General features: G+C 45.6%; 23 protein-coding genes. 15 read left to right on the top strand and 8 right to left on the bottom strand.

Annotated features, from left to right (window positions below):
• Positions 1-32 precede the first annotated feature (32 nt).
• From panB to yjgA, 5 genes are read left to right on the top strand one after another with little or no spacing between them, the layout of a single operon-like run.
• A complete protein-coding gene (panB, locus tag FTU50_RS11340; RefSeq protein ID WP_180046231.1) occupies positions 33-842 on the top strand; it encodes a 3-methyl-2-oxobutanoate hydroxymethyltransferase in 810 nt (269 codons plus the stop codon).
• Positions 843-845: 3 nt separating this feature from the next.
• Positions 846-1,691, top strand: coding sequence for a pantoate--beta-alanine ligase (gene panC, locus FTU50_RS11335; protein WP_005182413.1), 846 nt, complete (start codon positions 846-848; stop codon positions 1,689-1,691).
• 27 nt (positions 1,692-1,718) lie between these two features.
• Positions 1,719-2,570 (top strand): RNase adapter RapZ, encoded by an 852-nt coding sequence (rapZ, locus tag FTU50_RS11330; RefSeq protein WP_005182418.1) that lies wholly within the window; start codon positions 1,719-1,721, stop codon positions 2,568-2,570.
• Complete coding sequence (locus tag FTU50_RS11325; RefSeq protein WP_034598158.1) at positions 2,567-2,836, top strand: HPr family phosphocarrier protein; 270 nt, start codon at positions 2,567-2,569, stop codon at positions 2,834-2,836. Before rapZ ends, FTU50_RS11325 begins: the two co-directional genes overlap by 4 nt.
• A gap of 2 nt (positions 2,837-2,838) precedes the next feature.
• Positions 2,839-3,372, top strand: coding sequence for a ribosome biogenesis factor YjgA (yjgA, locus tag FTU50_RS11320; protein ID WP_156188789.1), 534 nt, complete (start codon positions 2,839-2,841; stop codon positions 3,370-3,372).
• 130 nt (positions 3,373-3,502) lie between these two features.
• Here yjgA and FTU50_RS11315 read toward each other — a convergent pair whose 3' ends face one another.
• Positions 3,503-5,146: an acyl-CoA synthetase gene (locus FTU50_RS11315; protein ID WP_127801702.1), complete on the bottom strand. Its 1,644-nt coding sequence runs from the start codon at positions 5,144-5,146 to the stop codon at positions 3,503-3,505.
• A gap of 497 nt (positions 5,147-5,643) precedes the next feature.
• Between FTU50_RS11315 and thrS the strand changes: the two genes are divergently transcribed.
• Positions 5,644-7,566, top strand: a complete 1,923-nt coding sequence (thrS, locus tag FTU50_RS11310; RefSeq protein ID WP_104472408.1) for a threonine--tRNA ligase — start codon at positions 5,644-5,646, stop codon at positions 7,564-7,566.
• 5 nt (positions 7,567-7,571) lie between these two features.
• Entirely contained in the window at positions 7,572-8,123 is a 552-nt protein-coding gene (gene infC, locus FTU50_RS11305; protein WP_075167371.1) for a translation initiation factor IF-3, read from the top strand.
• Between the two features lie 47 nt (positions 8,124-8,170).
• Here infC and FTU50_RS11300 read toward each other — a convergent pair whose 3' ends face one another.
• Both FTU50_RS11300 and FTU50_RS11295 read right to left on the bottom strand, forming a co-directional pair.
• On the bottom strand, positions 8,171-8,731 hold the full coding sequence (locus FTU50_RS11300) for a hypothetical protein (RefSeq protein ID WP_087662381.1): 561 nt from the start codon (positions 8,729-8,731) through the stop codon (positions 8,171-8,173).
• A gap of 91 nt (positions 8,732-8,822) precedes the next feature.
• Positions 8,823-9,293 carry an Hsp20 family protein gene (locus tag FTU50_RS11295; RefSeq protein ID WP_045795981.1) on the bottom strand — a complete coding sequence of 157 codons (471 nt, stop codon included), beginning with the start codon at positions 9,291-9,293 and terminating at the stop codon, positions 8,823-8,825.
• Between the two features lie 283 nt (positions 9,294-9,576).
• On the opposite strand from FTU50_RS11295, the gene FTU50_RS11290 reads away from it, so the two are divergent.
• Both FTU50_RS11290 and FTU50_RS11285 read left to right on the top strand, forming a co-directional pair.
• Positions 9,577-10,194 carry a glutathione S-transferase N-terminal domain-containing protein gene (locus FTU50_RS11290; protein WP_180046229.1) on the top strand — a complete coding sequence of 206 codons (618 nt, stop codon included), beginning with the start codon at positions 9,577-9,579 and terminating at the stop codon, positions 10,192-10,194.
• An 89-nt stretch (positions 10,195-10,283) separates the two neighbouring features.
• Positions 10,284-10,706 carry a YqaA family protein gene (locus tag FTU50_RS11285; RefSeq protein ID WP_180069765.1) on the top strand — a complete coding sequence of 141 codons (423 nt, stop codon included), beginning with the start codon at positions 10,284-10,286 and terminating at the stop codon, positions 10,704-10,706.
• A gap of 1 nt (position 10,707) precedes the next feature.
• Here the strand turns inward: FTU50_RS11285 and FTU50_RS11280 are convergent, their stop codons facing one another.
• Positions 10,708-11,436: an energy transducer TonB gene (locus FTU50_RS11280; protein WP_180054634.1), complete on the bottom strand. Its 729-nt coding sequence runs from the start codon at positions 11,434-11,436 to the stop codon at positions 10,708-10,710.
• Between the two features lie 295 nt (positions 11,437-11,731).
• Here FTU50_RS11280 and rpmI point away from each other — a divergent pair, with 295 nt between their 5' ends.
• The 3 genes from rpmI (at position 11,732) to FTU50_RS11265 (ending at position 12,915) form a co-directional block, all read left to right on the top strand.
• Entirely contained in the window at positions 11,732-11,926 is a 195-nt protein-coding gene (gene rpmI / locus FTU50_RS11275) for a 50S ribosomal protein L35 (protein ID WP_001096359.1), read from the top strand.
• Between the two features lie 12 nt (positions 11,927-11,938).
• Positions 11,939-12,298 carry a 50S ribosomal protein L20 gene (rplT, locus tag FTU50_RS11270; protein ID WP_005182440.1) on the top strand — a complete coding sequence of 120 codons (360 nt, stop codon included), beginning with the start codon at positions 11,939-11,941 and terminating at the stop codon, positions 12,296-12,298.
• An 86-nt stretch (positions 12,299-12,384) separates the two neighbouring features.
• Positions 12,385-12,915 carry an AAA family ATPase gene (locus FTU50_RS11265; protein ID WP_034598321.1) on the top strand — a complete coding sequence of 177 codons (531 nt, stop codon included), beginning with the start codon at positions 12,385-12,387 and terminating at the stop codon, positions 12,913-12,915.
• Here FTU50_RS11265 and FTU50_RS11260 read toward each other — a convergent pair.
• Complete coding sequence (locus FTU50_RS11260; protein ID WP_180054636.1) at positions 12,912-13,940, bottom strand: hypothetical protein; 1,029 nt, start codon at positions 13,938-13,940, stop codon at positions 12,912-12,914. The two genes, FTU50_RS11265 and FTU50_RS11260, sit on opposite strands and share 4 nt — an antisense overlap.
• A 158-nt stretch (positions 13,941-14,098) precedes the next feature.
• Here FTU50_RS11260 and pheS point away from each other — a divergent pair, with 158 nt between their 5' ends.
• From pheS to FTU50_RS11245, 3 genes are all read left to right on the top strand, one after another.
• Positions 14,099-15,079 carry a phenylalanine--tRNA ligase subunit alpha gene (gene pheS, locus FTU50_RS11255; protein WP_180062650.1) on the top strand — a complete coding sequence of 327 codons (981 nt, stop codon included), beginning with the start codon at positions 14,099-14,101 and terminating at the stop codon, positions 15,077-15,079.
• A 134-nt stretch (positions 15,080-15,213) separates the two neighbouring features.
• Positions 15,214-17,595, top strand: a complete 2,382-nt coding sequence (pheT, locus tag FTU50_RS11250; protein WP_180054640.1) for a phenylalanine--tRNA ligase subunit beta — start codon at positions 15,214-15,216, stop codon at positions 17,593-17,595.
• Positions 17,592-17,888, top strand: coding sequence for an integration host factor subunit alpha (locus FTU50_RS11245; protein ID WP_004649746.1), 297 nt, complete (start codon positions 17,592-17,594; stop codon positions 17,886-17,888). The genes pheT and FTU50_RS11245 overlap by 4 nt, the downstream gene beginning before the upstream one ends.
• 152 nt (positions 17,889-18,040) lie before the next feature.
• On the opposite strand, the gene FTU50_RS11240 is transcribed toward FTU50_RS11245, so the two are convergent.
• The 3 genes from FTU50_RS11240 to trxA all read right to left on the bottom strand — a co-directional run bounded on the left by FTU50_RS11240 (position 18,041) and on the right by trxA (position 20,672).
• Positions 18,041-18,337 carry a hypothetical protein gene (locus FTU50_RS11240; RefSeq protein WP_180054642.1) on the bottom strand — a complete coding sequence of 99 codons (297 nt, stop codon included), beginning with the start codon at positions 18,335-18,337 and terminating at the stop codon, positions 18,041-18,043.
• A 412-nt stretch (positions 18,338-18,749) separates the two neighbouring features.
• Positions 18,750-20,018 carry a transcription termination factor Rho gene (rho, locus tag FTU50_RS11235; protein WP_005182456.1) on the bottom strand — a complete coding sequence of 423 codons (1,269 nt, stop codon included), beginning with the start codon at positions 20,016-20,018 and terminating at the stop codon, positions 18,750-18,752.
• 327 nt (positions 20,019-20,345) lie between these two features.
• On the bottom strand, positions 20,346-20,672 hold the full coding sequence (gene trxA / locus FTU50_RS11230; RefSeq protein ID WP_016659515.1) for a thioredoxin: 327 nt from the start codon (positions 20,670-20,672) through the stop codon (positions 20,346-20,348).
• Between the last annotated feature and the right edge of the window lie 217 nt (positions 20,673-20,889).

Here is a 20,889-nt window from a genome sequence, read left to right as displayed (position 1 = left end):
ATGTTCTATGCTTTTCCTAGAGGAACATCTCCATGATTAGTCTCAGTGACTTAAGACAATTTAAAGCCGATGGTCGCAAATTCTCCTGCCTGACTTGTTATGATGCGAGTATGGCCAAGGCAATGGAAATTGCTGAAATTGATAGTATTTTAATTGGCGACTCGCTGGGGATGTCGATTCAGGGCCGTGACTCTACCTTGCCGGTGACCGTTGAAGATATGGCCTATCATACGGCAGCAGTGCGTCGTGGCAATCAGCATGCCTTTATCATGACCGATCTGCCATTTATGAGTTATGCCACCTTGAATGATGCACTGCAAAGCTCGAAAACCGTGATGCAGGCCGGTGCGCAAATGGTCAAAATGGAAGGTGGTGCCTGGCTGGCTGAAACCGTAGAAGTGCTGACCCGTAACGGAATTCCAGTGTGTGTGCATTTGGGCCTGACGCCGCAATCGGTACATGTCTTTGGCGGTTATAAACTCCAGGCGCGTACCCGTGAAGCGGCGGACAAGTTGATTGCCGACTGTCAGGCGGTGGTTGATGCCGGTGCTGCGCTGTTATTGCTGGAATGTGTACCGGCGCAGCTTGGTCAGGAAATTAGTGCCCTGTTCCCGCATATTCCGGTAATTGGGATTGGTGCCGGTGCAGACACCGATGGTCAGGTGCTGGTGGTGCAAGATATGCTGGGTCTGACGTTTGGCCGCGTTGCCAAATTTGTACGGAACTTTATGAAAGAGCAGTCTGGTGAAACAGCCATTTTAGATGCCTTCAAATCCTATCATGCTGCGGTACAAGACGGTTCTTTCCCGGCACGTGAACAAACTTTCCAAGTTGAGTTGTAAAACATGAAAACAGAAACCACGATTCAGGGATTGGCAGCCTCATTAAATCCTGCACGTGCAGCGCGTAAAATTATTGGTTTTGTCCCGACCATGGGCAATTTGCATGAAGGCCATCTGAGCCTGGTGCGTGAAGCGCGTCAATTATGTGATGTGGTGGTGGTCAGCATCTTCGTGAACCCGATTCAGTTTGGTCCAAATGAAGACTTTGACAACTATCCACGGACCTTGGAACAAGACAGTCAATTGCTGGCAGAAGCCGGTTGTGACATCGTATTTGCACCTTCTGTCGAGCAAATGTATGGCAAAAACCCGCGTTTAACCAACATCAGTGTGTCTGAAATTACCGAAGACCTGTGTGGTTTGCAGCGTCCGGGACATTTTGATGGTGTCGCGGTGGTGGTGACCAAGCTGTTTAATATTGTGCAGCCGAACTATGCCTTCTTTGGCCAAAAAGATTATCAACAGCTGGCGGTGATCCGTCAGTTTGTACGTGACCTGAATATTCCGCTGGAAGTGATTGGCGTGCCAATTGTCCGGGCAGAGGATGGTCTGGCGCTCAGTTCACGTAACGGTTATTTAAGTGAACAGGAACGTAAAACGGCACCAGTAATTTATCAAAGCCTGAAAAACGCTGAACAGGCACTGCAACAGGGTGAAAAGCTGTCAGAAGTGTTAGCGAATATTAAAGCAGCATTGACGCAGGCCGGCTTTGTTGTGGACTATGTAGAGGCACGTACACCTGAACTGCAAAAAATTGATGAATTTAATCAAGAGATTGTTTTGTTCGTGGCGGCAAAATTGGGAAGCACCCGCTTAATTGATAATATGCAGATCAAACCGACTGCATAGCTCAGCAATGGAAAGGACAGCCTTGTCATGAAGCGTATTTTGATTGTGACCGGACAATCAGGTTCAGGAAAATCCTCGGCTTTGCAGGTTCTCGAAGACCTCGGATATTACTGTATTGATAACCTTCCTCTGGCATTGCTGCCCGAAATTGTGGCCAAGCTTGATCTGGAAAATAATCTGGAACAGCTGGCGCTAGGGGTCGATGTGCGCAGTACCCGCGCCAATTTGCAGGAATTTGACCAGGTATTTGAACAGCTGCAGGGTCATGGCTCGGTCGATATTATTTATCTGACCGCCCAAGATCAGGAGCTGATCACCCGCTTTAGTGCTTCGCGCCGTCCACATCCTCTGGCCAGCCGGTTTAAAAGTCTGCATCAATGCATTCAGGAAGAAAAAGTCCTGCTTATGCCGATTCAGCTGCGCTCCACGGTGCACATTGATACCACCGACAAGAGTGTGCATGACTTAAAGCATACCTTGCTGTCGAAGCTGGGTCAGACCGATAAACTGATTGTGATTTTGCAATCTTTTGGCTACAAGCATGGTATTCCGCTGGATGCCGACTATGTCTTTGATATCCGGCATTTGCCGAACCCACATTGGGATCTGTCTTTGCGCAAATATTCCGGGCTGGATGAGCCGGTGCAACAGTTTCTGGAACAGCATGAACAGACCAATGAAATGTTCCAGGATATTTATCAGTTTTTAAATAAATGGCTGCCTGCATTTGCAGAAGGGCATCGTCATTATATGACCATCTCTATTGGCTGTACCGGTGGGCAGCACCGATCTGTTTATATGGTGGATAGACTAAAAAAGGCACTTGAGGCACAATGGTCTATTCAAGTCTTACACCGGGAAATGAAGCACTGGTCATGATTGACACAACTGTTGACGTAATTAATAAACTAGGTTTACATGCGCGTGCATCAGGCAAACTGATTGAAGTCACCACGAAATTCCGTTCGTCCATTCAAATTGGCAAAGGTGACAAGTTGGTCGATGCAAAAAATATCATGTCCCTGCTCATGCTCGGCGCAGGTAAGGGCACAACTTTACGTTTAGTGATTGAAGGTGCAGATGAAGAACAAGCTTTATCTGAAATTCAGGCACTTTTTGCAGCAAAATTTTACGAGGCAGATTAATCGTGGCACGTCGACCGCACCGTTTTACCGAAGATGATTTCGAATCTTTAGAAGGACGTGCAAGTAAAACTGAACAGAAAAAAGCCGTACAGCGTATGGCTGCTTTGGGCGAGCAGTTGTCTCAACTGAACCCGAAGCAAATTCAAAAGCTTCCTGTAGATGAGCGTTTAATTGATGCACTCATTGAAGTGCAGAATATCAGTTCGCATGAGGCGCGTCGCCGTCAGTTCCAGCGGATTGGGAAACTGCTGCGCAATGAAGATGAATCGGTGATTCTGTCTTATTTAACCCCGCAGCAGGGTGCCAAAAAAACCGCACAGCTGCAACGCTGGGTCGAGCGGATTATTAAAGATGGTGATCCGGTAATTAATGATTTCTGCAAAACTTATAATGCGGCAGAACGACATACCCTGCGTCAGCATGTGTTGCGCATTCACCGTGATTTGAAAGTGGAAATGCCGGAAGCAGAGCTGGAAGCATCCAAGTTAAAATTGTTTAACTATGTGCAGCAAGTGGCGCTGTTATCTGACAATTAAGCTAATCAGACTTTATCTGGTCCGAAGCCATTAAAAACGACTCAATGGAGTCGTTTTTTTATTGCGGTTCATTTTTGGGTGACTGATTTGAAAACGGGCACTATGACCCGCATCAACATCTCAGCTGGCTTTAACCGAACTCGCCGACAGCGCGTTCTTTGGCCCATTCACGTAATACAAACTTCTGTAATTTTCCGGTCGAGGTTTTAGGAATCTCGGTAATCACCACTTCTTTTGGCACTTTAAAGCGCGCCAGATGCTGCTGGCAGAAGGCAATGATTTCATCTTCGGTCACGGTTTTACCTTCTTTAATTTCAATAAAGGCGCACGGGACTTCCTGCCAGCGCGGATCCGGTTTGGCCACCACTGCCGCGGTGAGGACCGCAGGGTGCTGGTACAGCACCTCTTCAACCTCCAGCGAGGAAATATTTTCACCGCCGGAAATAATCACATCCTTGGAGCGGTCGGTAATTTTGGCATAGCCATCCGGCTGGCAAACGGCCAGGTCACCGGTATGGAACCAGCCACCGGCAAAGGCTTCGGCCGTCGCTTCCGGATTTTTTAAATAGCCTTTCATCACGATATTGCCACGGAACATAATTTCGCCCATGGTTTCGCCATCGTTCGGTACCGGTTGCATGGTCTCCGGGTCGAGGACTTTCATGCCATCTTGCAGCGGATATGGCACGCCTTGGCGTGAATGCAATTGCGCCTGTTCCTGAATAGTCAGCTCAGACCAGCCAGCTTGTGATGCACATAGCGCCGATGGGCCATAGGTTTCAGTTAAGCCATAAACATGGGTCACGTTAATGCCCAGATTACGCATCCCTTCAATAATCGCCGCAGGTGGTGCAGCACCGGCCACCATCACTTCTACGCGATGCTCAATTTTGATCTGCTGCTGTTCCGGGGCATTAATCAGCATCGACAGTACAATCGGTGCGCCGCAGAAGTAATCAACTTTGTGTTCTGCAATCAGCTTAAAAATCAGTTCAGGATCGACTTTGCGCAGGCAGATATTGGTGCCGCCATTGGCCGCCATGGTCCAGGCAAAACACCAGCCATTGCAGTGGAACAGCGGCAAGGTCCATAAATAGGTCGCGCGCGGGGTCATGCCGCAGGCAATAATATTACTGGCGGCATTGATATAAGCCCCACGATGATGATAGACCACGCCTTTCGGGTTGCCGGTGGTGCCAGAGGTATAGTTCAGGCTAATCGCATCCCATTCATCTTGTGGGAGTGACCATTCAAAATTGGCATCGCCTTCAGCCAGCCAGTCTTCATATTCAATCTGGCCAATCGGGGCAGTAAAGCACTGCTCGTACAGCTCATCTTCAACATCAATCACAAAAATTTCTTGTGGCACCAGCGCCAACGCTTCTTTGGCCACGGCAGAAAATTCCGGATCAACCAGTAACACTTTGGATTCGGCATGTTCCAGCATAAAGGCCAGACTTTTGGCATCGAGCCGGGTGTTGAGGGTATTGAGGACGGCGCCTGCCATTGGTACGGCAAAATGTGCTTCCAGCATGGCTGGTACGTTCGGGAGTAAGGTGGACACGGTATCATTCTTGCCGACCCCCAGCTGTTGTAGCTGATGGGCAAACTGGCGGCAACGTTGATATTTTTCTCGCCAGGTAATGCGGCGTTTACCGTGAATAATGGCGTCCTGATGCGGGTAGATATAAGCAGCGCGTTCAAGGTATCTCAGTGGAGACAAGGCCACGAAATTGGCAGGGGTACGCGGCAATTGATCATATGCGCTAACCATTATTATTACTCCCTAATCATATTTATTGTTTCTCTGGTTTAAAGATATTCATTTCAGTGCAGGCTTGCAGTTATTCTTTAGTCGAGTGAGCGGTATTGCTGCTGAATAGGCACGCTATCATCTGAAATATAAACCTTTTTTGATCCGGTAAAATTGTATGGAGATATTTCTTTTTTATCTGGGTGTAGCTGATGATGGCAGTTGCAGATAGATTGGCCAGATCAGCATATAAAAAGCCACATCATCCGTTTGACCGGTAAATCCGGAAATAAAATTGGCCCATGCAGCACATTTTTTTAAATCGGAAAAAATTAAGCATAAACACGAGGCTTAATTTGAATTTTCTCGGAGAAAAGGTTTAATCACCGCGCCAAGACGTGTAAAATTCTAGTCGATTTTTTATTTACCACCGTTTTTTATCTTTTGAGGTTCTCCTCGATCATAATCTCGCGGTGACATGCTCCATGGTACGGGGCATCACTCCTTAAGGATTTTCTATGCCAATTATCACTTTGCCGAATGGTGATCAAAAACAATTTGATCAAGCCGTATCTGTGATGGAAGTTGCACAAAGCATCGGCCCGGGTCTTGCCAAAAATACTGTGGCAGGTCGTGTGAACGATCGTTTAGTCGATGCCTGCGATTTAATTACCGAAGATGCCACCTTACAAATCATCACACCGAAAGACGAAGAAGGGGTCGAAATTATTCGTCACTCTTGTGCGCACCTGGTGGGCCATGCGGTAAAACAATTGTTCCCTGAAGCAAAAATGGTGATTGGTCCGGTCATTGAAGAAGGTTTCTACTATGACATCTGGATGCCACGTCCATTTACTTTAGATGACATGGCGGCCATCGAAGAGCGTATGAAAAAGCTCATCGACCAGGACTACGATGTTGTGAAAAAAATGACCCCGCGTGATGAAGTTATTGCTGAATTCACTGCGCGTGGCGAAGAATACAAACTGCGCCTGATTGCAGACATGCCTGAAGAAACTCAAATGGGCCTGTACTACCATCAGGACTATCTGGATATGTGCCGTGGTCCGCACGTACCAAATACCAAATTCTTAAAATCGTTCAAGCTGACCAAAATCTCGGGTGCTTACTGGCGCGGTGATGCCAAGAACGAGCAGCTGCAACGGATTTACGGTACCGCTTGGGCTGACAAAAAACAGCTGGCTGCCTACATCAAACGTATTGAAGAAGCAGAAAAGCGTGACCACCGTAAAATTGGTAAAGCCTTAGACCTGTTCCATATGCAGGAAGAAGCGCCGGGTATGGTGTTCTGGCATCCAAATGGCTGGACCATTTACCAGGTGCTGGAACAGTACATGCGTAAAGTGCAGCAGGACAACGGTTATCAGGAAATCCGTACTCCGCAGGTGGTCGATTTCACCTTATGGGAAAAATCGGGTCATGCCGCGAACTATGCGGAAAACATGTTTACCACGCATTCTGAAAACCGTAACTACGCAGTGAAGCCAATGAACTGCCCATGTCACGTGCAGGTGTTTAACCAGGGCCTAAAGTCGTATCGTGATTTACCAATCCGTCTGGCAGAATTTGGTTCATGTCACCGTAACGAGCCATCGGGTTCATTGCACGGTATTATGCGGGTACGTGGTTTCACTCAAGATGATGCGCATATTTTCTGTACCAAAGAGCAGATTGGCCAAGAGGTTGCTGACTTTATTCAATTAACCTTAGACGTCTACAAAGACTTTGGTTTTGAAGATGTGCAAATGAAGTTATCGACTCGTCCTGAAAAACGTGTCGGTGATGATGCACTGTGGGATCTGGCGGAAAAATCACTGGCCGATGCTTTGGATGCAGCGGGTCTGGCCTGGGAATTACAGCCGGGTGAAGGTGCATTCTATGGTCCGAAAATTGAATTCTCATTGAAAGACTGCTTAGGCCGTGTATGGCAGTGCGGTACCATTCAGTGTGACTTTAACTTGCCAGAACGTTTAGATGCTTCTTATGTGACGGAAGATAACGACCGTGATCAGCCGGTAATGTTACACCGTGCGATTCTTGGGAGTTTTGAGCGTTTTATTGGTATACTTATTGAACACTATGCGGGCTTTATGCCACCTTGGTTATCGCCAACACAAGCCTGTGTAATGAATATTACCGACGCGCAAGCTGAAGCCTGTGGGTCAGTCGTCGAGAAACTGAAAGAAAACGGTATCCGTGCGATTTCTGACTTGAGAAATGAGAAAATCGGCTTTAAGATTCGTGAACGTACTTTAGAGCGTATTCCTTACTTGCTGGTTCTTGGCGACCGTGAAGTAGAGGAAGGTACAGTGAACGTGCGTACCCGCTCAGGAAAAAATTTGGGTACTATGTCAATTGATGCTTTCATTGACCTAGTAAAAGCAGCCGTTGCCGAACGCGGCCGGTACATTGTGGAGTAAGAAAGATTAAACAGCCTGACCGTAACCAACAACAAGGTGCTAAGAGTAACCGCCCTGCAATTAATGACGAGATCCGTGCAAAAGAAGTACGCCTCGTTGCAGCGGATGGTGAACAAAAAGGAATTGTTTCTTTAGCGGAAGCATTGCGTGCTGCAGAGGATGCAGATCTTGACCTCGTTGAGATTGTGGCAAATGCAGAGCCGCCTGTTTGTAAAATCATGGATTACAACAAGCACTTGTTTGACCTGAAGCAAAAGCAAAAAGATGCCAAGAAAAAGCAGCATCAAGTGCAGGTAAAAGAAATTAAATTGCGCCCAGCAACCGATGTAGGTGACTACAACGTAAAACTGCGTGCCATTTTAAAGTTCTTGGAAGAAGGCAACAAAGTCAAAATCACGCTGCGTTTCCGTGGTCGTGAAATGGCGCACCAACAATTGGGTCTGGCACAATTACAGAAAATTGAAGCGGATGTAGCTGAAATTGGTGTAGTTGAACAGGCGCCAAAAATGGAAGGTCGTCAAATGGGTATGCTGCTTGGACCGAAAAAGAAAAAGTAAGCACTCATTGATCAGAAAAGCCCTGCAAGTGCAGGGCTTTTTTATTTTTAAACTTTTGTATTTAAATCCCAATGCTGCTTTAGGTCGTTTACGATTTGATCAGTGTAATTTTTAGAGAAGCTGCCTAACTGAATGAGTGTAAACCTTTGTCTGAGGCTATTGCCTAAGTTTTTTTCAATAAATATAAATTGTACCGTCCCCTGACGAAAATTAAACTGCTGTTCTGATTCAGGCGTATTAAATCGGGTGAGATTTCGTTTGATATAATAATAAGGTGGGTCATATTTAGCATTAAATCGGCTACTTGAAATATCTTCGCGTTTGATTGACCACAATGTAGGTATGCCAAGCACACTATAATAAATTTTAGACTCGGTAATATGTAGTCGTATATTCCACAAAGACAATGAAATTATTATAAAAATAAGCATATAGAGCAAAGATTGCGGCGCTTCTTTGATAAGCGCATTTAAAACTTCCAAGAAGGGTATATCATTATCAAGCCCCATCTTCCAAAGAATCCATAACACGCCAATGGGTGCAGCTAGACTTAAAATGGAGGCATACTGAAAGATCAAAATAGGATAGGAGTGGTTTTGAATATTCATACTTTTTATTTTTATGTTTCATTGCTTTAAATGTATCAATTTAAATAAAAAAAGAAAGACCCATCTTCGAGTCTTTCTTGGGATTTAATGATTATTCAGCATTCACTGTTTTTTCGGTCACTTCAGGTGTTTCGAGTAACAGTTTTTTGCCGATTGGAATTTGACGCGGTAATTTTTCTTCAGGAATAATGCGCTCAAGATCAATCACCAATAAGCCATTTTCGTAGTCCGCTTGTTGCACTTCAATATGCTCATCTAGACGCAATGATAATTTAAATGAACGGCGCGCAATGCCTTTGTGTAAGTATTCAGTATGTTCTTGCTGTACTGCTTCAGGTTTGCCTGTAATGGACAGTAACTGATTTTCAAGGCTAATGCTGAGTTCATTTTGGCTAAAGCCTGCAGTTGCAACCACGATACGGTAACGATTTTCGCCACTTTTTTCGATATTGTAGGGCGGATAATTCGGTGCATCGCTTTGCATTGCATACTCAATAAAGTCGTTAAGACGGTCGAAGCCAATGCTACGGCGGAATAATGGATGAAGATTTAAATTACTCATAATTAGAACCTCCTGAGGTCAGCAAAGTTTTAAAAATAAGAAATAAGATCTGTCATGAATATCATCGACAGGGCGAAAGATGAATTTCATCCTTACGCAAAAATAAATATAGGTGTAGGTGTTAAAATTTCAAGAATTAAAGCTAAATTTATTTAAAAAAATTTCTTAAAATACTGAAATTAAAATAGAAATAAATTATAAATGATGCGCTTGCTGTTTTTCTGAAGATACATTAAATTGTCATAACAAAACACCAGTGAAGGTGTGTGGAGTATAAAATCTGATGATTGATCTTTATTATTGGGGCACGCCCAATGGCCATAAAATTACGATTGCCTTAGAAGAAATGGCGCTGCCATACCAAATTTTCCCGATTAATATCCTTGAAAACGACCAGTTCCAGCCAGATTTTCTGCGCATTTCTCCCAACAATAAAATTCCAGCTATCGTCGATCAGAATGGACCGAATCGCCAGCCGATTTCGATTTTTGAATCGGGTGCGATCTTGCAATATCTGGGCCGTAAAACCGGTATGTTCTATCCGGTAGATGAGCTCGAGCGGGTAGAGGTGGAGCAGTGGCTGATGTGGCAAATGGGTGGCTTAGGCCCGATGCTGGGGCAGAACCATCACTTTAGCCGTTTTGCACCCGAGCGTATTGCCTATGCCACCGAGCGTTATGTCAATGAAAGCAAACGTCTGTATGGCGTGTTAAACAAGCAGCTGATCGGGCAGAAATATGTAGCCGGTGAATATTCAATTGCCGATATGGCGATTTTACCGTGGTTGTTACGCCATGAATGGCAGCAGATTCCGCTAGAAGATTATCCGCATGTGCAGGATTATATTGAGCGTTTAACCGCCCGTCCGGCAGTACAACGCGCCCTGGCGATTCAGGTTTAAATAATCATCATAAAATCACCTAAAGCATCTTCGGGTGCTTTTTTTGTGATTTCAGTTAAGATGGGCAGAACCTGTTAACTGCATCTGTTATGGCTTATCTGCTGTTATTTCTGTCGGCCTTTGGGGCGGCTACCTTATTGCCGTTGCAATCTGAAGCGGTATTACTGGGCCTGCTCATTCAAGAGCAACATTCGGTGATGGCTTTAATAGCCATCGCCAGTCTGGGCAATATTCTGGGCAGCTGTGTGAACTGGTGGTTAGGACTCAAGATCGAGCAGTATAAAGACAAGCGCTGGTTTCCGGTGTCTGAACCCAAGCTGCAGCAGGCACAGCAGATTTATCGGAAATATGGCTTCTGGTCTTTGCTGCTCAGTTGGGTGCCGGTGATTGGTGATCCAATCACCCTAATTGCCGGTTTAATGAAAGAAAACTTCGCCCGATATCTGCTGATGGTGAGTGTAGCCAAAATCGGGCGTTATCTGTTTATTTATCTGGCTTATGCCATGTTCTAGTTTAGCCCTCACATTCTGCTGGCTGAAAACGGACTTCATCTTTCAGGCTGGATTTTTTATAGATCCAAAATTTGCGTGGTACATCGACCTGTGCACCTTGCAGCGCCTGAATCAGTTTCTGGTCCAGCGCATAACGGCCGGAGCCTTGCTGAATTTTAACCTTGTGGATGTTGCCGTATTTATCGGCTTTCACTTTGAACTGAATCCGGCGGGCATGACCATTTAACTCATCTTCGGTGACGTTCAGTTGAGGCTGGCTGCGATATTGAAACGCGCTTTTTGCGCCGGCTTGCTGCGCTTGCCAGACAGTCGAGTCAAAGCTGTAGTGGCAGTCCTGAGCAGTATCTTTTAAATCCAGATGAAAGACCTGATAACCAATCACTGGAACCGGGGTATCATCGACCAGATGTGGTTTGATTCTGGCCTGTTTTACCGCCTGGCTAATCAGCTGATCTAAAGATTTTAGTCCGGTGCTTTCCTGTACCGTGACCTTGTTGATTTGCCCCGATTCATCGGCATGAATCCGTAAAATGGCCGCGCGGTTTTGCTGCTTTAAATCGGCATTGCTATAACGCAGCTGCGGAAACTCGGTCCATTGAATACGCGTGGTCAGATGGGCGGCCAACGCCGAGGTTTTTTGTACTTGCAGTTGTTCGGCAGGGGCAGCAATGGCAAGCGTGGCACTAAGCGGCAGCGCCAGACACAGACTCAGGCAAATGGTTTTTTTCATGAGGATTAGCTTGTTGTTGGGCAAAAGAAGGAACGCTGCGCAGTATTTCCTGAATTGGCCGTCAGTACAAGTCTTCCGCTATAAAAATAAGAGGTTCCATCTGTATGTTTTGGCTGTTCAATAAAAAGGAGAGATCCTGCTAATCTCAAAGACCTCATCTGCCGATAGAAGACGAGCGACTTTTGCAATATCTGCTTTTGTTTTAGGCAAAGATGCTTTAGAATACGTGCTCCCTTACCTGCAGGTCGTTTGTAATGGTGCAAATGAGCCGAACAGGTACTTAAAAGAGGTTGTTATGGCTAAGTTAAAAACTCGCCGTGGTGCAGCTAAACGTTTCAAAGCGACTGCTAACGGTTTCAAGCGTAAACAAGCGTTCAAACGCCACATTTTGACCAAAAAATCTGCTAAACGTATCCGTCAATTGCGCGGCTGTGTAATGGTTCACGTGAGTGACGTTGCTTCAGTTCGTCGTATGTGCCCATACATCTAAGGAGATTTATAAATGGCTCGTGTAAAACGTGGTGTACAGGCTCATCGCCGTCATAAAAAAATTCTTGCTCGTGCTAAAGGTTACTATGGTGCTCGTTCACGCGTATATCGCGTAGCGTTCCAAGCGGTAATCAAAGCAGGTCAATACGCTTACCGTGACCGTCGTCAGAAGAAACGTCAATTCCGTGCTCTATGGATTGCGCGTATCAATGCTGGTGCTCGTCAAAACGGCTTATCTTACAGCCGTATGATTGCTGGTTTGAAGAAAGCCCAAGTGATCATCGACCGTCGCGTACTTGCTGACATCGCTATGCATGACGCAGTTGCATTTGCTGCTTTAGCTGAAAAAGCGAAAGGTGCATTGGCTGCCTAAGTCCTCGTGACTTAAAAGAAGACCGCTTTATGCGGTCTTTTTTATTGCGCAGAATCAGGATCTGGATGATGAAACAGGGAAATTGTATGCAGCGAATTAATGTGGTTGGTACTTCGGCCTCAGGCAAGTCGACCTTTGCCCGGGCGCTGGCAGAAAAGCTGGGACTGGCCTATATCGAGCTGGATAATCTGTTCTGGTTAGATGACTGGCAGCAAAGTGCTGATACAGATTTTTTTGCCAAAATTCAGGCAGCCATTGAGCAGGCACCCAATGGCTATGTGATTGATGGTAACTATACCCGCACCATTCCCATTAAATGGGCACAGGCCGATACCATCATCTGGCTGGATTTACCGTTTCATAGCAATTTACTGCGTTCTGTACAACGCGCCGTGCAGCGCGCGGTTTCACAGCAAACCCTCTGGTCCAATTCCAATAATCGGGAAACGATCAGACAGCTGTTTAGCCGCGATTCGATTGTCTGGTGGATGATTAAAACCCATCAGAAAAATCGCCGGCATTATCTGCAGCTGATGCAATCTCCCGAATATGCCCATCTGCACTGGATTCGGCTGACCTCGGTCGCTGAGGTTGAACGGTTTCTGAATCGCGTTTAAAGTCCGAAATAATAGGCTAATAAACAAATTACCACAGTAATAAGAATCAGCTTGATGACTCCAGTCGCACCAACTTTATGATGAGACGGGGCTTTGGCTGAATGCGCTGCTTGCGCATGGGTAGCCTTGTTGTCAGATGCGAACGGTTCCAGCGGATTCGGCTGTGCGACAGGCGTCAGCTGGGCGCTTTGGTAATGGTTGGCCACCTTGACAATAAATTTGGCGCTTAAATCATCCAGCTTCTGGGCAAAATGGCGCAGGTCAAGCTGCTCTTCCGGACTCAGCACTTCATTATCTGCATTATAGGGATGCTGGATTTTCTGTTGAATATCATCTTTTAGCGCTTCTAAACGGTACAGCATGCGATGTGCATAATCGGCCTGATAGTGAGTCGGTAATAAAGACAGCTGATGCGGATCAGGTGTATCTGCCGTAAGCGGAACACCATAATAGGGTAAATTCTGCTGTTCAGGTGGCTGAAAGTCGGCCGCCAGTGTATGGGAAAACAGCTCCTGCTCGGTAAACAGATGAATTTCATCCCAGTGAGCGGGTTCTAAATCGGCCTCTACCTTTTTGGCCAGCTTGCTATTGAGTTCATAGCGCCAGAACGTTTCCTGGCGCAGTTCCATCCGCTGTGCCGGTGGAAATTCATAATCATTGTCGGCGTTATACCATTCCGGCAATTCCTTGCCACAAATCCAGGCGAATTTTTTATGTGCTTCATGGCTGACAATAAAATGCGGGTAGGGCAGCAGCTCGACATTGGCGTTGGGATTTTTTTCATCGACCAGCAGACTGGCATTGTGCAGACTCAGTCGGGTTGTACCCTGGCGTTTTAAGCCTTCCAGCCAGATTTCAAAATGCTGGGCCAGCAGATGCTGGGAATTTAAATCACGAAACCAGAACATGTGCTGATTAAAAATGGGATGCGCACGCCAGCGACTGAAACTCAAATCCTGGCTCAGATATTCATTGCCATAGGTGACCAGGGTCAGTTGCTGTTTCCAAATTTGATCGAGCGCCATAGTGTTTGATCTCATTGATATTTTGATTATCTTATACTTTTTCCAAATTGCGATGCCAATCTAATTTTCCTGCAATGCAACTTCATTCTACTGTCCAAAAACTGTTAGAATGTGGGGTTTTTTAATTATATTCAAAATTTGTTGCTTTGAGAGTTACTATGTCACTGGAAGCCCTGACCACTGAAGCGCTCGCTGCCATTGCAGCAGCAGACGACCTTGCTACACTCGATCAAGTACGGGTGCAATTTACGGGGAAGAAAAGCCAGCTCGCGGAACAATCTAAGTCACTTGGTAAAATGGATCCTGAACAGCGTAAAGCGTTTGGTGCGCAAATCCATGCGGTGCGTGAAGCCATTAATATTGCATTAACCGAGCGTCAGGCAGCATTACAGCAAGCGGCATTAGAACAAAAACTTGCCAGCGAAACGGTGGATATTACTTTACCAGGCCGTGGTCAGACCATTGGCTCCATTCACCCGGTAACTCAGGTGCAAGAGCGTATTTGCCAGTTCTTTACCAAAGCCGGTTTTACTGTGGCTACTGGCCCAGAAGTTGAAGATGATTATCACAACTTTGAAGCGCTGAATATTCCAGGCCATCACCCGGCCCGTGCCATGCACGACACGTTCTATTTTGATGCGACTCATTTACTGCGTACCCATACCTCTGGTGTACAGATTCGGACCATGGAAACCCAGCAGCCGCCAATCCGTATTGTCTGCCCGGGCCGTGTTTATCGCTGTGACTCCGACCAGACGCATTCACCAATGTTCCACCAAATTGAAGGTTTGTACGTGGCGGAAAACACCAGCTTTGCTGAACTGAAAGGTTTACTGGTGAACTTGCTGAACGAATTCTTTGAAAAAGATTTGAAAGTCCGTTTCCGTCCGTCGTATTTCCCGTTCACAGAGCCAAGTGCTGAAGTGGATATTATGGATGAGCGCGGTAAATGGTTAGAAGTGCTGGGCTGCGGTATGGTGCATCCAAATGTATTACGCGCGGCAGGTATTGATCCGGACAAATATAAAGGCTTTGCTTTTGGTCTGGGCGTAGAGCGTTTTGCAATGTTGCGTTATGGCATTAACGACCTACGTATGTTCTACCAGAATGATGTGCGTTTCTTACGCCAGTTTGCTTAAAACAAATTTATACCTCTCCCTGACCTCTCCTAAAAGGAGAGGGGTTGTCCATCGGTGACATAGGGTTCTCCCCCTTTTTTTAAAGGGGGAGTTAGAGGGGGATTTTAGAGATTTGAATTACAGGTTTTATATTAATGAAAATTAGCGAAAATTGGCTACGCACGTGGGTCAACCCAGCCATCGATAGCGAAAAACTTTCTGACCAGTTAACCATGCTGGGTTTGGAAGTTGATGATTTATCTCCAGCTGCAAAACCATTTACTGGTGTAGTGGTTGGTGAAGTGCTGACGGTTGAACAACATCCAGATGCAGACCGTTTACGTGTAACGACGGTGAACATTGGTTCAGGCGAGCCTTTACAAATCGTCTGCGGCGCGCCAAACGTACGAGCAGGTATGAAAGCACCTGTGGCAACTATTGGTGCAGTATTACCAGGCGATTTTAAAATCAAGAAAGGCAAACTGCGTGGTGTGGAATCACAAGGCATGCTCTGCGGTGCATCTGAAATCGATTTAGAAGACAAAATCGACGGTCTATTAGAACTTCCTGTGGATGCACCGGTCGGTGTCAACATCCGTGAATATCTGGACCTAGATGACAACGTGATTGACATCAGCATCACGCCAAACCGTGGTGATTGTTTCAGCATTCGTGGGATCGCACGTGAAATTGGGGTGATTAACCAACTGCCTGTGACTGCGCCTGACATTCAAGAAGTGGCTGCAAGCATTGCTGATGAAAAGAAAGTGGTTGTATCGACTGAAGGCTGTCCACGTTATTTAGGTCGTGTGATCAAGAACGTGAACACCAAAGCCGCGACGCCTGAATGGATGGAGCGCGCATTGGCACGTTCGGGTATCCGTCAGCACAGCATTCTGGTTGATATTACCAACTATGTCTTGATGGAACTGGGTCAACCACTCCATGCCTTTGATGCTGCAAAAGTGCAAGGTGCTGTGCAGGTGCGTCAGGCGACTGCGGGCGAAAAACTTGTTCTATTGAATGAACAAGAAGTAGAACTGCAAGACGATGTCATGGTGATTGCTGATGATGAAAAAGCACTGGCGATTGCGGGCATCATGGGTGGTCTGTCTTCATCGGTTACCGATGAAACCACTGAAATCTTCCTGGAATCTGCTTTCTTTGCACCGCTGCATATTGCCGGTCGTGCGCGCCGTTTTGGCCTGCATACCGATGCCTCTCAGCGTTATGAGCGTGGTGTGGATTTTGAACTGCCATTGATCGCCATGCACCGTGCCTCTCAGTTAATTTCTGAGCTTGCAGGCGGTGAGTTTGGCCCAATTACGGTGGCAGAAAATGCAGCAGTATTGCCAACACGTGACGCGATTGAACTGGAACAGGCACAGGTCGATCAGCTGCTGGGTTATAGCGTAGATTCAGACTTTATTACCGATGCTTTAACACGCTTGGGTTGTGAAGTGACGGTAAAAGCGCAAGGCCAATGGTCTGTGGTACCGCCATCGCATCGTTATGACATGGCCATTTACCAGGACCTGATTGAAGAAGTCGCGCGTATTCACGGTTATGACAATATTCAAATCAGCCTGCCGGTGATTGACACCAAACTGGCGAAGTATCAGGATCAGTTTGAAGTGGCACAGCTGCGTCAAACCCTAGTGACTTTGGGCTATCAGGAAGCAATCAGCTTTAGCTTTGCTGACCTGAAACTGGAAAAACAGCTAAATGCAGCGGTCAACCCACTGGCATTGGCGAACCCGATTTCAAGCGATCTGGCGGTGATGCGTTCAACCTTGCTGTCGAGCCTGATTCCTTGCGTACAGTACAATATTAACCGTCAGCAAAGCCGTGTGCGTTTCTTTGAACTGGGTTTACGTTTTGATTATCAGAATGCAACTTCAATTCATGACCTGAAACAGATTCCAACCCTGGCGATGATTGCGGTGGGTGCTAAAACAGCAGAATCATGGCATGGCAAGCCACAAGCTATGGACTTCTTTGACCTGAAAGGTGAAGTTGAAGAGTTGCTGGCGGCAGGTCGTGTACAGGTCGAATACGTACGTTCAGAGCGTAGCTGGTTGCATCCAGGCCAATCTGCAGAGATTCTGGTCAATGGCCAGTCAATTGGTTATTTAGGTCGTCTGCATCCATCTCTGGAAAATGAACTGGATTTAGGCACTACTTGGGTGGCGGAACTGGATCAGCAGGCTGTTTTGCAAACTTATGTATCTAATTTTACAGAATTATCACGTTTTCCGTCGGTAAGACGTGATATTGCGCTTTTAATTAGTGATAAGATTAATGTTAGCGAAATTCAGCAACTTATCGAACAAACGGGCGGCGAGCTTCTGCATTCAACCTGGTTATTCGATGTGTACACTGGTCAAGGTGTTGAAGCGGGTAAACGCTCATTGGCATTTGCACTGTTATGGCAACATCCGACACGTACGCTTGAAGATGCTGAAATTAAATCAGGTATGGACAATATCCTACAAGTGTTAGAAAACACTTATCAAGCGACATTGAGGGCTTCATGACAGCATTAACAAAAGCAGAAATGGCTGATCATTTAAGTGAGCTCACGAGTTTAAACCGTCGTGAAGCGAAACAAATGGTCGAGTTATTCTTCGATGAGATTAGCCAGGCGCTAATCTCTGGGGAGCAGGTGAAACTTTCAGGTTTTGGTAACTTCGAGTTGCGTGATAAACGTCAACGTCCAGGCCGAAATCCGAAGACGGGTGAAGAAATTCCGATTTCTGCACGCCGGGTGGTAACCTTCCGTGCCGGACAGAAGTTCCGCCAACGTGTTGGAAATGAGCAGATCGATTGATCTGCTTTTTTTATGCCGCTAAAAAAGTAAGGGCTGAGGTTCTAACGGCAGGTATTACCGTGTTCCTTGTATGTGATGATGAGATGTTGTAAGAAATATTCAGACAATAAAAAAGAGAGCCAAAAGGCTCTCTTTTTGTCAATAATCTAAGATTATTGAGCTTCAGAAGCAGCAGCGTCAACAGCAGCATCAGCAGCGTCAGTAGCAGCATCAGCAGCAGCAGCAGCAGTGTCAGCAGCATCAGCAGCAGCGTCTACAGCAGCATCAGCGCCAGAAGCAGCTTCAACAGCAGCAGCGTCAGCAGCAGCTTCAGCTTCAGAAGCAGCTACAACAGCTTCAGATGCAGCTTGGTTAGCGTCAGCAGCAGCTTCTTCAGTTTTTTTAGCACAACCAACGAAAGCTAAAGTAGTAGCAACTGCAGCAGCAATAGCGATTTTTTTGAATAACATGGCATCACTCTCTAAAAAATTGAGATTAAAAAAAACCGACGTTAGCCTGTTATATGCTTTTATTATTCCTAATTTTGTTAGGCACTAACAACGCAGGAGCAGTCTAACTGGTCTGCGAATATGCTATCACTGAGTTTTTTTAATTACTACTAGCTTGCTCTAAAAAAAGCCGAAAAAAGCCCTAAAATGCGTTGTTTTTTAACAGAAAATAACAATCAAGAGTTCAGTTTATATTGGCGAAAGGCGATTTAAATCATTAAAAACTATAGGGTTTTTTTGAAATACTTATTTATAATCATTTACTTAAAAATAAGTTTACACAGAAAACATCCAATTGTATCTTTATGTAAAGATGGTCAACCGAAATAAAAAAGCCATCGTTATACGATGGCCTTTTTAAAAAGTTTTGATCTTAGTTGCTGGCTTTACGCTTCATATGATCAAAGAACTCGTCATTGGTTTTGGTTTCTTTCATACGATCCAGCAGGAATTCCATGGCTGCCAGTTCATCTTGGGTATGCAGCAGCTTACGCAGAATCCAGACCTTACGCAGGTTGTCTTCAGACATCAGGCGCTCTTCACGACGGGTACCTGATTTCTTGATGTTCATGGCAGGGAACACGCGTTTTTCGGCAATACGACGATCAAGCGTAATTTCCTGGTTACCGGTACCTTTGAATTCTTCGTAAATCACTTCATCCATCTTGCTGCCGGTTTCAATTAACGCGGTTGAGATGATGGTCAGTGAGCCGCCTTCTTCAATATTACGTGCGGCACCAAAGAAACGCTTTGGACGTTCCAGTGCGTGAGCATCGACACCACCAGTCAGGACTTTACCTGAAGATGGCACCACGGTGTTATAGGCACGCGCTAAACGGGTAATCGAGTCAAGCAGAATCACCACATCTTTTTTGTGTTCTACCAGACGCTTGGCTTTTTCAATTACCATTTCAGCCACTTGTACGTGACGGGCTGGAGATTCATCAAAGGTTGAGGCAACCACTTCACCACGCACGGTACGTTCCATTTCGGTCACTTCTTCCGGACGTTCGTCAATCAGCAGAACAATCAGGAATACTTCCGGGTTATTACGTACAATCGACTGGGCGATGTTTTGTAATAACATGGTTTTACCAGCTTTTGGCGGCGCTACAATAATTGAACGCTGGCCTTTACCAATTGGCGCAACCAAGTCAACCACACGCGCGGTTAAATCTTCAGTGGTACCGTTACCAAGTTCCATGACCAGTTGTTCGGTTGGGAACAGTGGGGTCAGGTTTTCAAACAGGATTTTATTGCGCGAGTTTTCTGGCGTGTCGTAGTTAATCTGGTTAACTTTTAACAGGGCAAAATAACGTTCGCCTTCTTTTGGTGGGCGAATGGTGCCGGTAATGGTGTCACCGGTACGCAGGTTAAAACGACGAATTTGCGAAGGGCTGACATAGATATCGTCAGGACCGGCTAAATAAGAGCCTGCTGCAGAGCGTAAGAAGCCAAAACCATCTGACAGAATTTCGAGCACGCCATCACCAAAAATCTCTTCGCCATTCATTGCATGACGTTTTAAGATGGCAAAAATAATGTCTTGCTTACGGTTACGAGCCATTCCTTCAAGGCCCATAAACTCGGCAATCTTGATGAGTTCGCCAATCGGTTTTTTCTTGAGTTCGGTTAAATTCATAGGTGATCAGATAGAATCAAAAATTCTGGGGTACAGGTTGGAAGGGAAGCAACATTTGACCGCATGCAGGCAATAAAACGAACGCAATTGTATTTGCACAATAACAATTCAGAGGACTGATTAATTGTTTCAGAGAAAAATGTGAAAAAACAATTTCTGTTGCCGAGCGGCATTTTTGTGTTGTGTCTTTTAAGAAACGGGCGGGACGGGAAGTCCTTTATTTCTTGAGCAAGCAATATAAGAGAGAAACGCCGATTTGTCAATTTATAGACGAAAAAAATACGCTATGAAACATAGCGTATTTTAATTTTTCTAAACAGACAGGATTTAGATGTTTTCATCAATAAATGCAGTCAGTTTCGATTTTGGTGCAGCACCAATCTGCTGGGCAACCACTTCACCATTTTTGAACATCAACAGTGCAGGGATGTTACGGATGTTGTAGTTCACGGCAGTTTGTTCGCAAGCGGTCACGTCAACTTTCACAATTTTAACTTTGCCTTCATATTCAGTCGCCAAAACTTCAAGTACTGGCGCAATTGCCTTACAAGGCGCACACCAGCCCGCCCAGAAGTCAACCAATACAGGTGTTTCAGATTGAAGAACGTCTGCTTCGAAGTTTGCATCCGTTGTGTTTACGATGTTGCCAGACATGGAATGTGCTCCAAATGAATTTTTGTATAGATAGCTATATTTATTAGTATTACATAGCCATCTAGAACAATGTAGAGGAATATGTAAATTTTCGATCTTTCCTGTGAATTTGTCTAATTGATGCTCACGATGCTGATGATCGTGTCACACAATTGTCACATCTGCCGAAAATTTAAATACTCATCGAAATGTGCGCACAAATGGCTTTTAAATTGCA

This window comes from Acinetobacter sp. YH12112 (genome assembly GCF_013418945.1).
GTDB classification, from domain to species: Bacteria; Pseudomonadota; Gammaproteobacteria; order Pseudomonadales; family Moraxellaceae; genus Acinetobacter; species Acinetobacter indicus.
The sequence above is the reverse complement of the archived record's forward strand: the minus strand, read 5'-3'. Positions and strand labels throughout refer to the sequence as shown.

What these genes read in the sequence shown, in the direction of transcription:
- FTU50_RS11290 (WP_180046229.1), top strand. Translation starts at nt 9,577, where the DNA reads ATGATTGATCTTTATTATTGGGGCACGCCCAATGGCCATAAAATTACG.
- FTU50_RS11315 (WP_127801702.1), bottom strand. Translation starts at nt 5,146, where the DNA reads ATGGTTAGCGCATATGATCAATTGCCGCGTACCCCTGCCAATTTCGTG.
- rplT (WP_005182440.1), top strand. Translation starts at nt 11,939, where the DNA reads ATGGCTCGTGTAAAACGTGGTGTACAGGCTCATCGCCGTCATAAAAAA.
- pheS (WP_180062650.1), top strand. Translation starts at nt 14,099, where the DNA reads ATGTCACTGGAAGCCCTGACCACTGAAGCGCTCGCTGCCATTGCAGCA.
- FTU50_RS11285 (WP_180069765.1), top strand. Translation starts at nt 10,284, where the DNA reads ATGGCTTATCTGCTGTTATTTCTGTCGGCCTTTGGGGCGGCTACCTTA.
- FTU50_RS11240 (WP_180054642.1), bottom strand. Translation starts at nt 18,337, where the DNA reads ATGTTATTCAAAAAAATCGCTATTGCTGCTGCAGTTGCTACTACTTTA.
- trxA (WP_016659515.1), bottom strand. Translation starts at nt 20,672, where the DNA reads ATGTCTGGCAACATCGTAAACACAACGGATGCAAACTTCGAAGCAGAC.
- FTU50_RS11245 (WP_004649746.1), top strand. Translation starts at nt 17,592, where the DNA reads ATGACAGCATTAACAAAAGCAGAAATGGCTGATCATTTAAGTGAGCTC.
- panB (WP_180046231.1), top strand. Translation starts at nt 33, where the DNA reads ATGATTAGTCTCAGTGACTTAAGACAATTTAAAGCCGATGGTCGCAAA.
- rpmI (WP_001096359.1), top strand. Translation starts at nt 11,732, where the DNA reads ATGGCTAAGTTAAAAACTCGCCGTGGTGCAGCTAAACGTTTCAAAGCG.
- panC (WP_005182413.1), top strand. Translation starts at nt 846, where the DNA reads ATGAAAACAGAAACCACGATTCAGGGATTGGCAGCCTCATTAAATCCT.
- FTU50_RS11280 (WP_180054634.1), bottom strand. Translation starts at nt 11,436, where the DNA reads ATGAAAAAAACCATTTGCCTGAGTCTGTGTCTGGCGCTGCCGCTTAGT.
- FTU50_RS11325 (WP_034598158.1), top strand. Translation starts at nt 2,567, where the DNA reads ATGATTGACACAACTGTTGACGTAATTAATAAACTAGGTTTACATGCG.
- thrS (WP_104472408.1), top strand. Translation starts at nt 5,644, where the DNA reads ATGCCAATTATCACTTTGCCGAATGGTGATCAAAAACAATTTGATCAA.
- FTU50_RS11300 (WP_087662381.1), bottom strand. Translation starts at nt 8,731, where the DNA reads ATGAATATTCAAAACCACTCCTATCCTATTTTGATCTTTCAGTATGCC.
- pheT (WP_180054640.1), top strand. Translation starts at nt 15,214, where the DNA reads ATGAAAATTAGCGAAAATTGGCTACGCACGTGGGTCAACCCAGCCATC.
- rho (WP_005182456.1), bottom strand. Translation starts at nt 20,018, where the DNA reads ATGAATTTAACCGAACTCAAGAAAAAACCGATTGGCGAACTCATCAAG.
- FTU50_RS11260 (WP_180054636.1), bottom strand. Translation starts at nt 13,940, where the DNA reads ATGGCGCTCGATCAAATTTGGAAACAGCAACTGACCCTGGTCACCTAT.
- rapZ (WP_005182418.1), top strand. Translation starts at nt 1,719, where the DNA reads ATGAAGCGTATTTTGATTGTGACCGGACAATCAGGTTCAGGAAAATCC.
- FTU50_RS11295 (WP_045795981.1), bottom strand. Translation starts at nt 9,293, where the DNA reads ATGAGTAATTTAAATCTTCATCCATTATTCCGCCGTAGCATTGGCTTC.
- FTU50_RS11265 (WP_034598321.1), top strand. Translation starts at nt 12,385, where the DNA reads ATGCAGCGAATTAATGTGGTTGGTACTTCGGCCTCAGGCAAGTCGACC.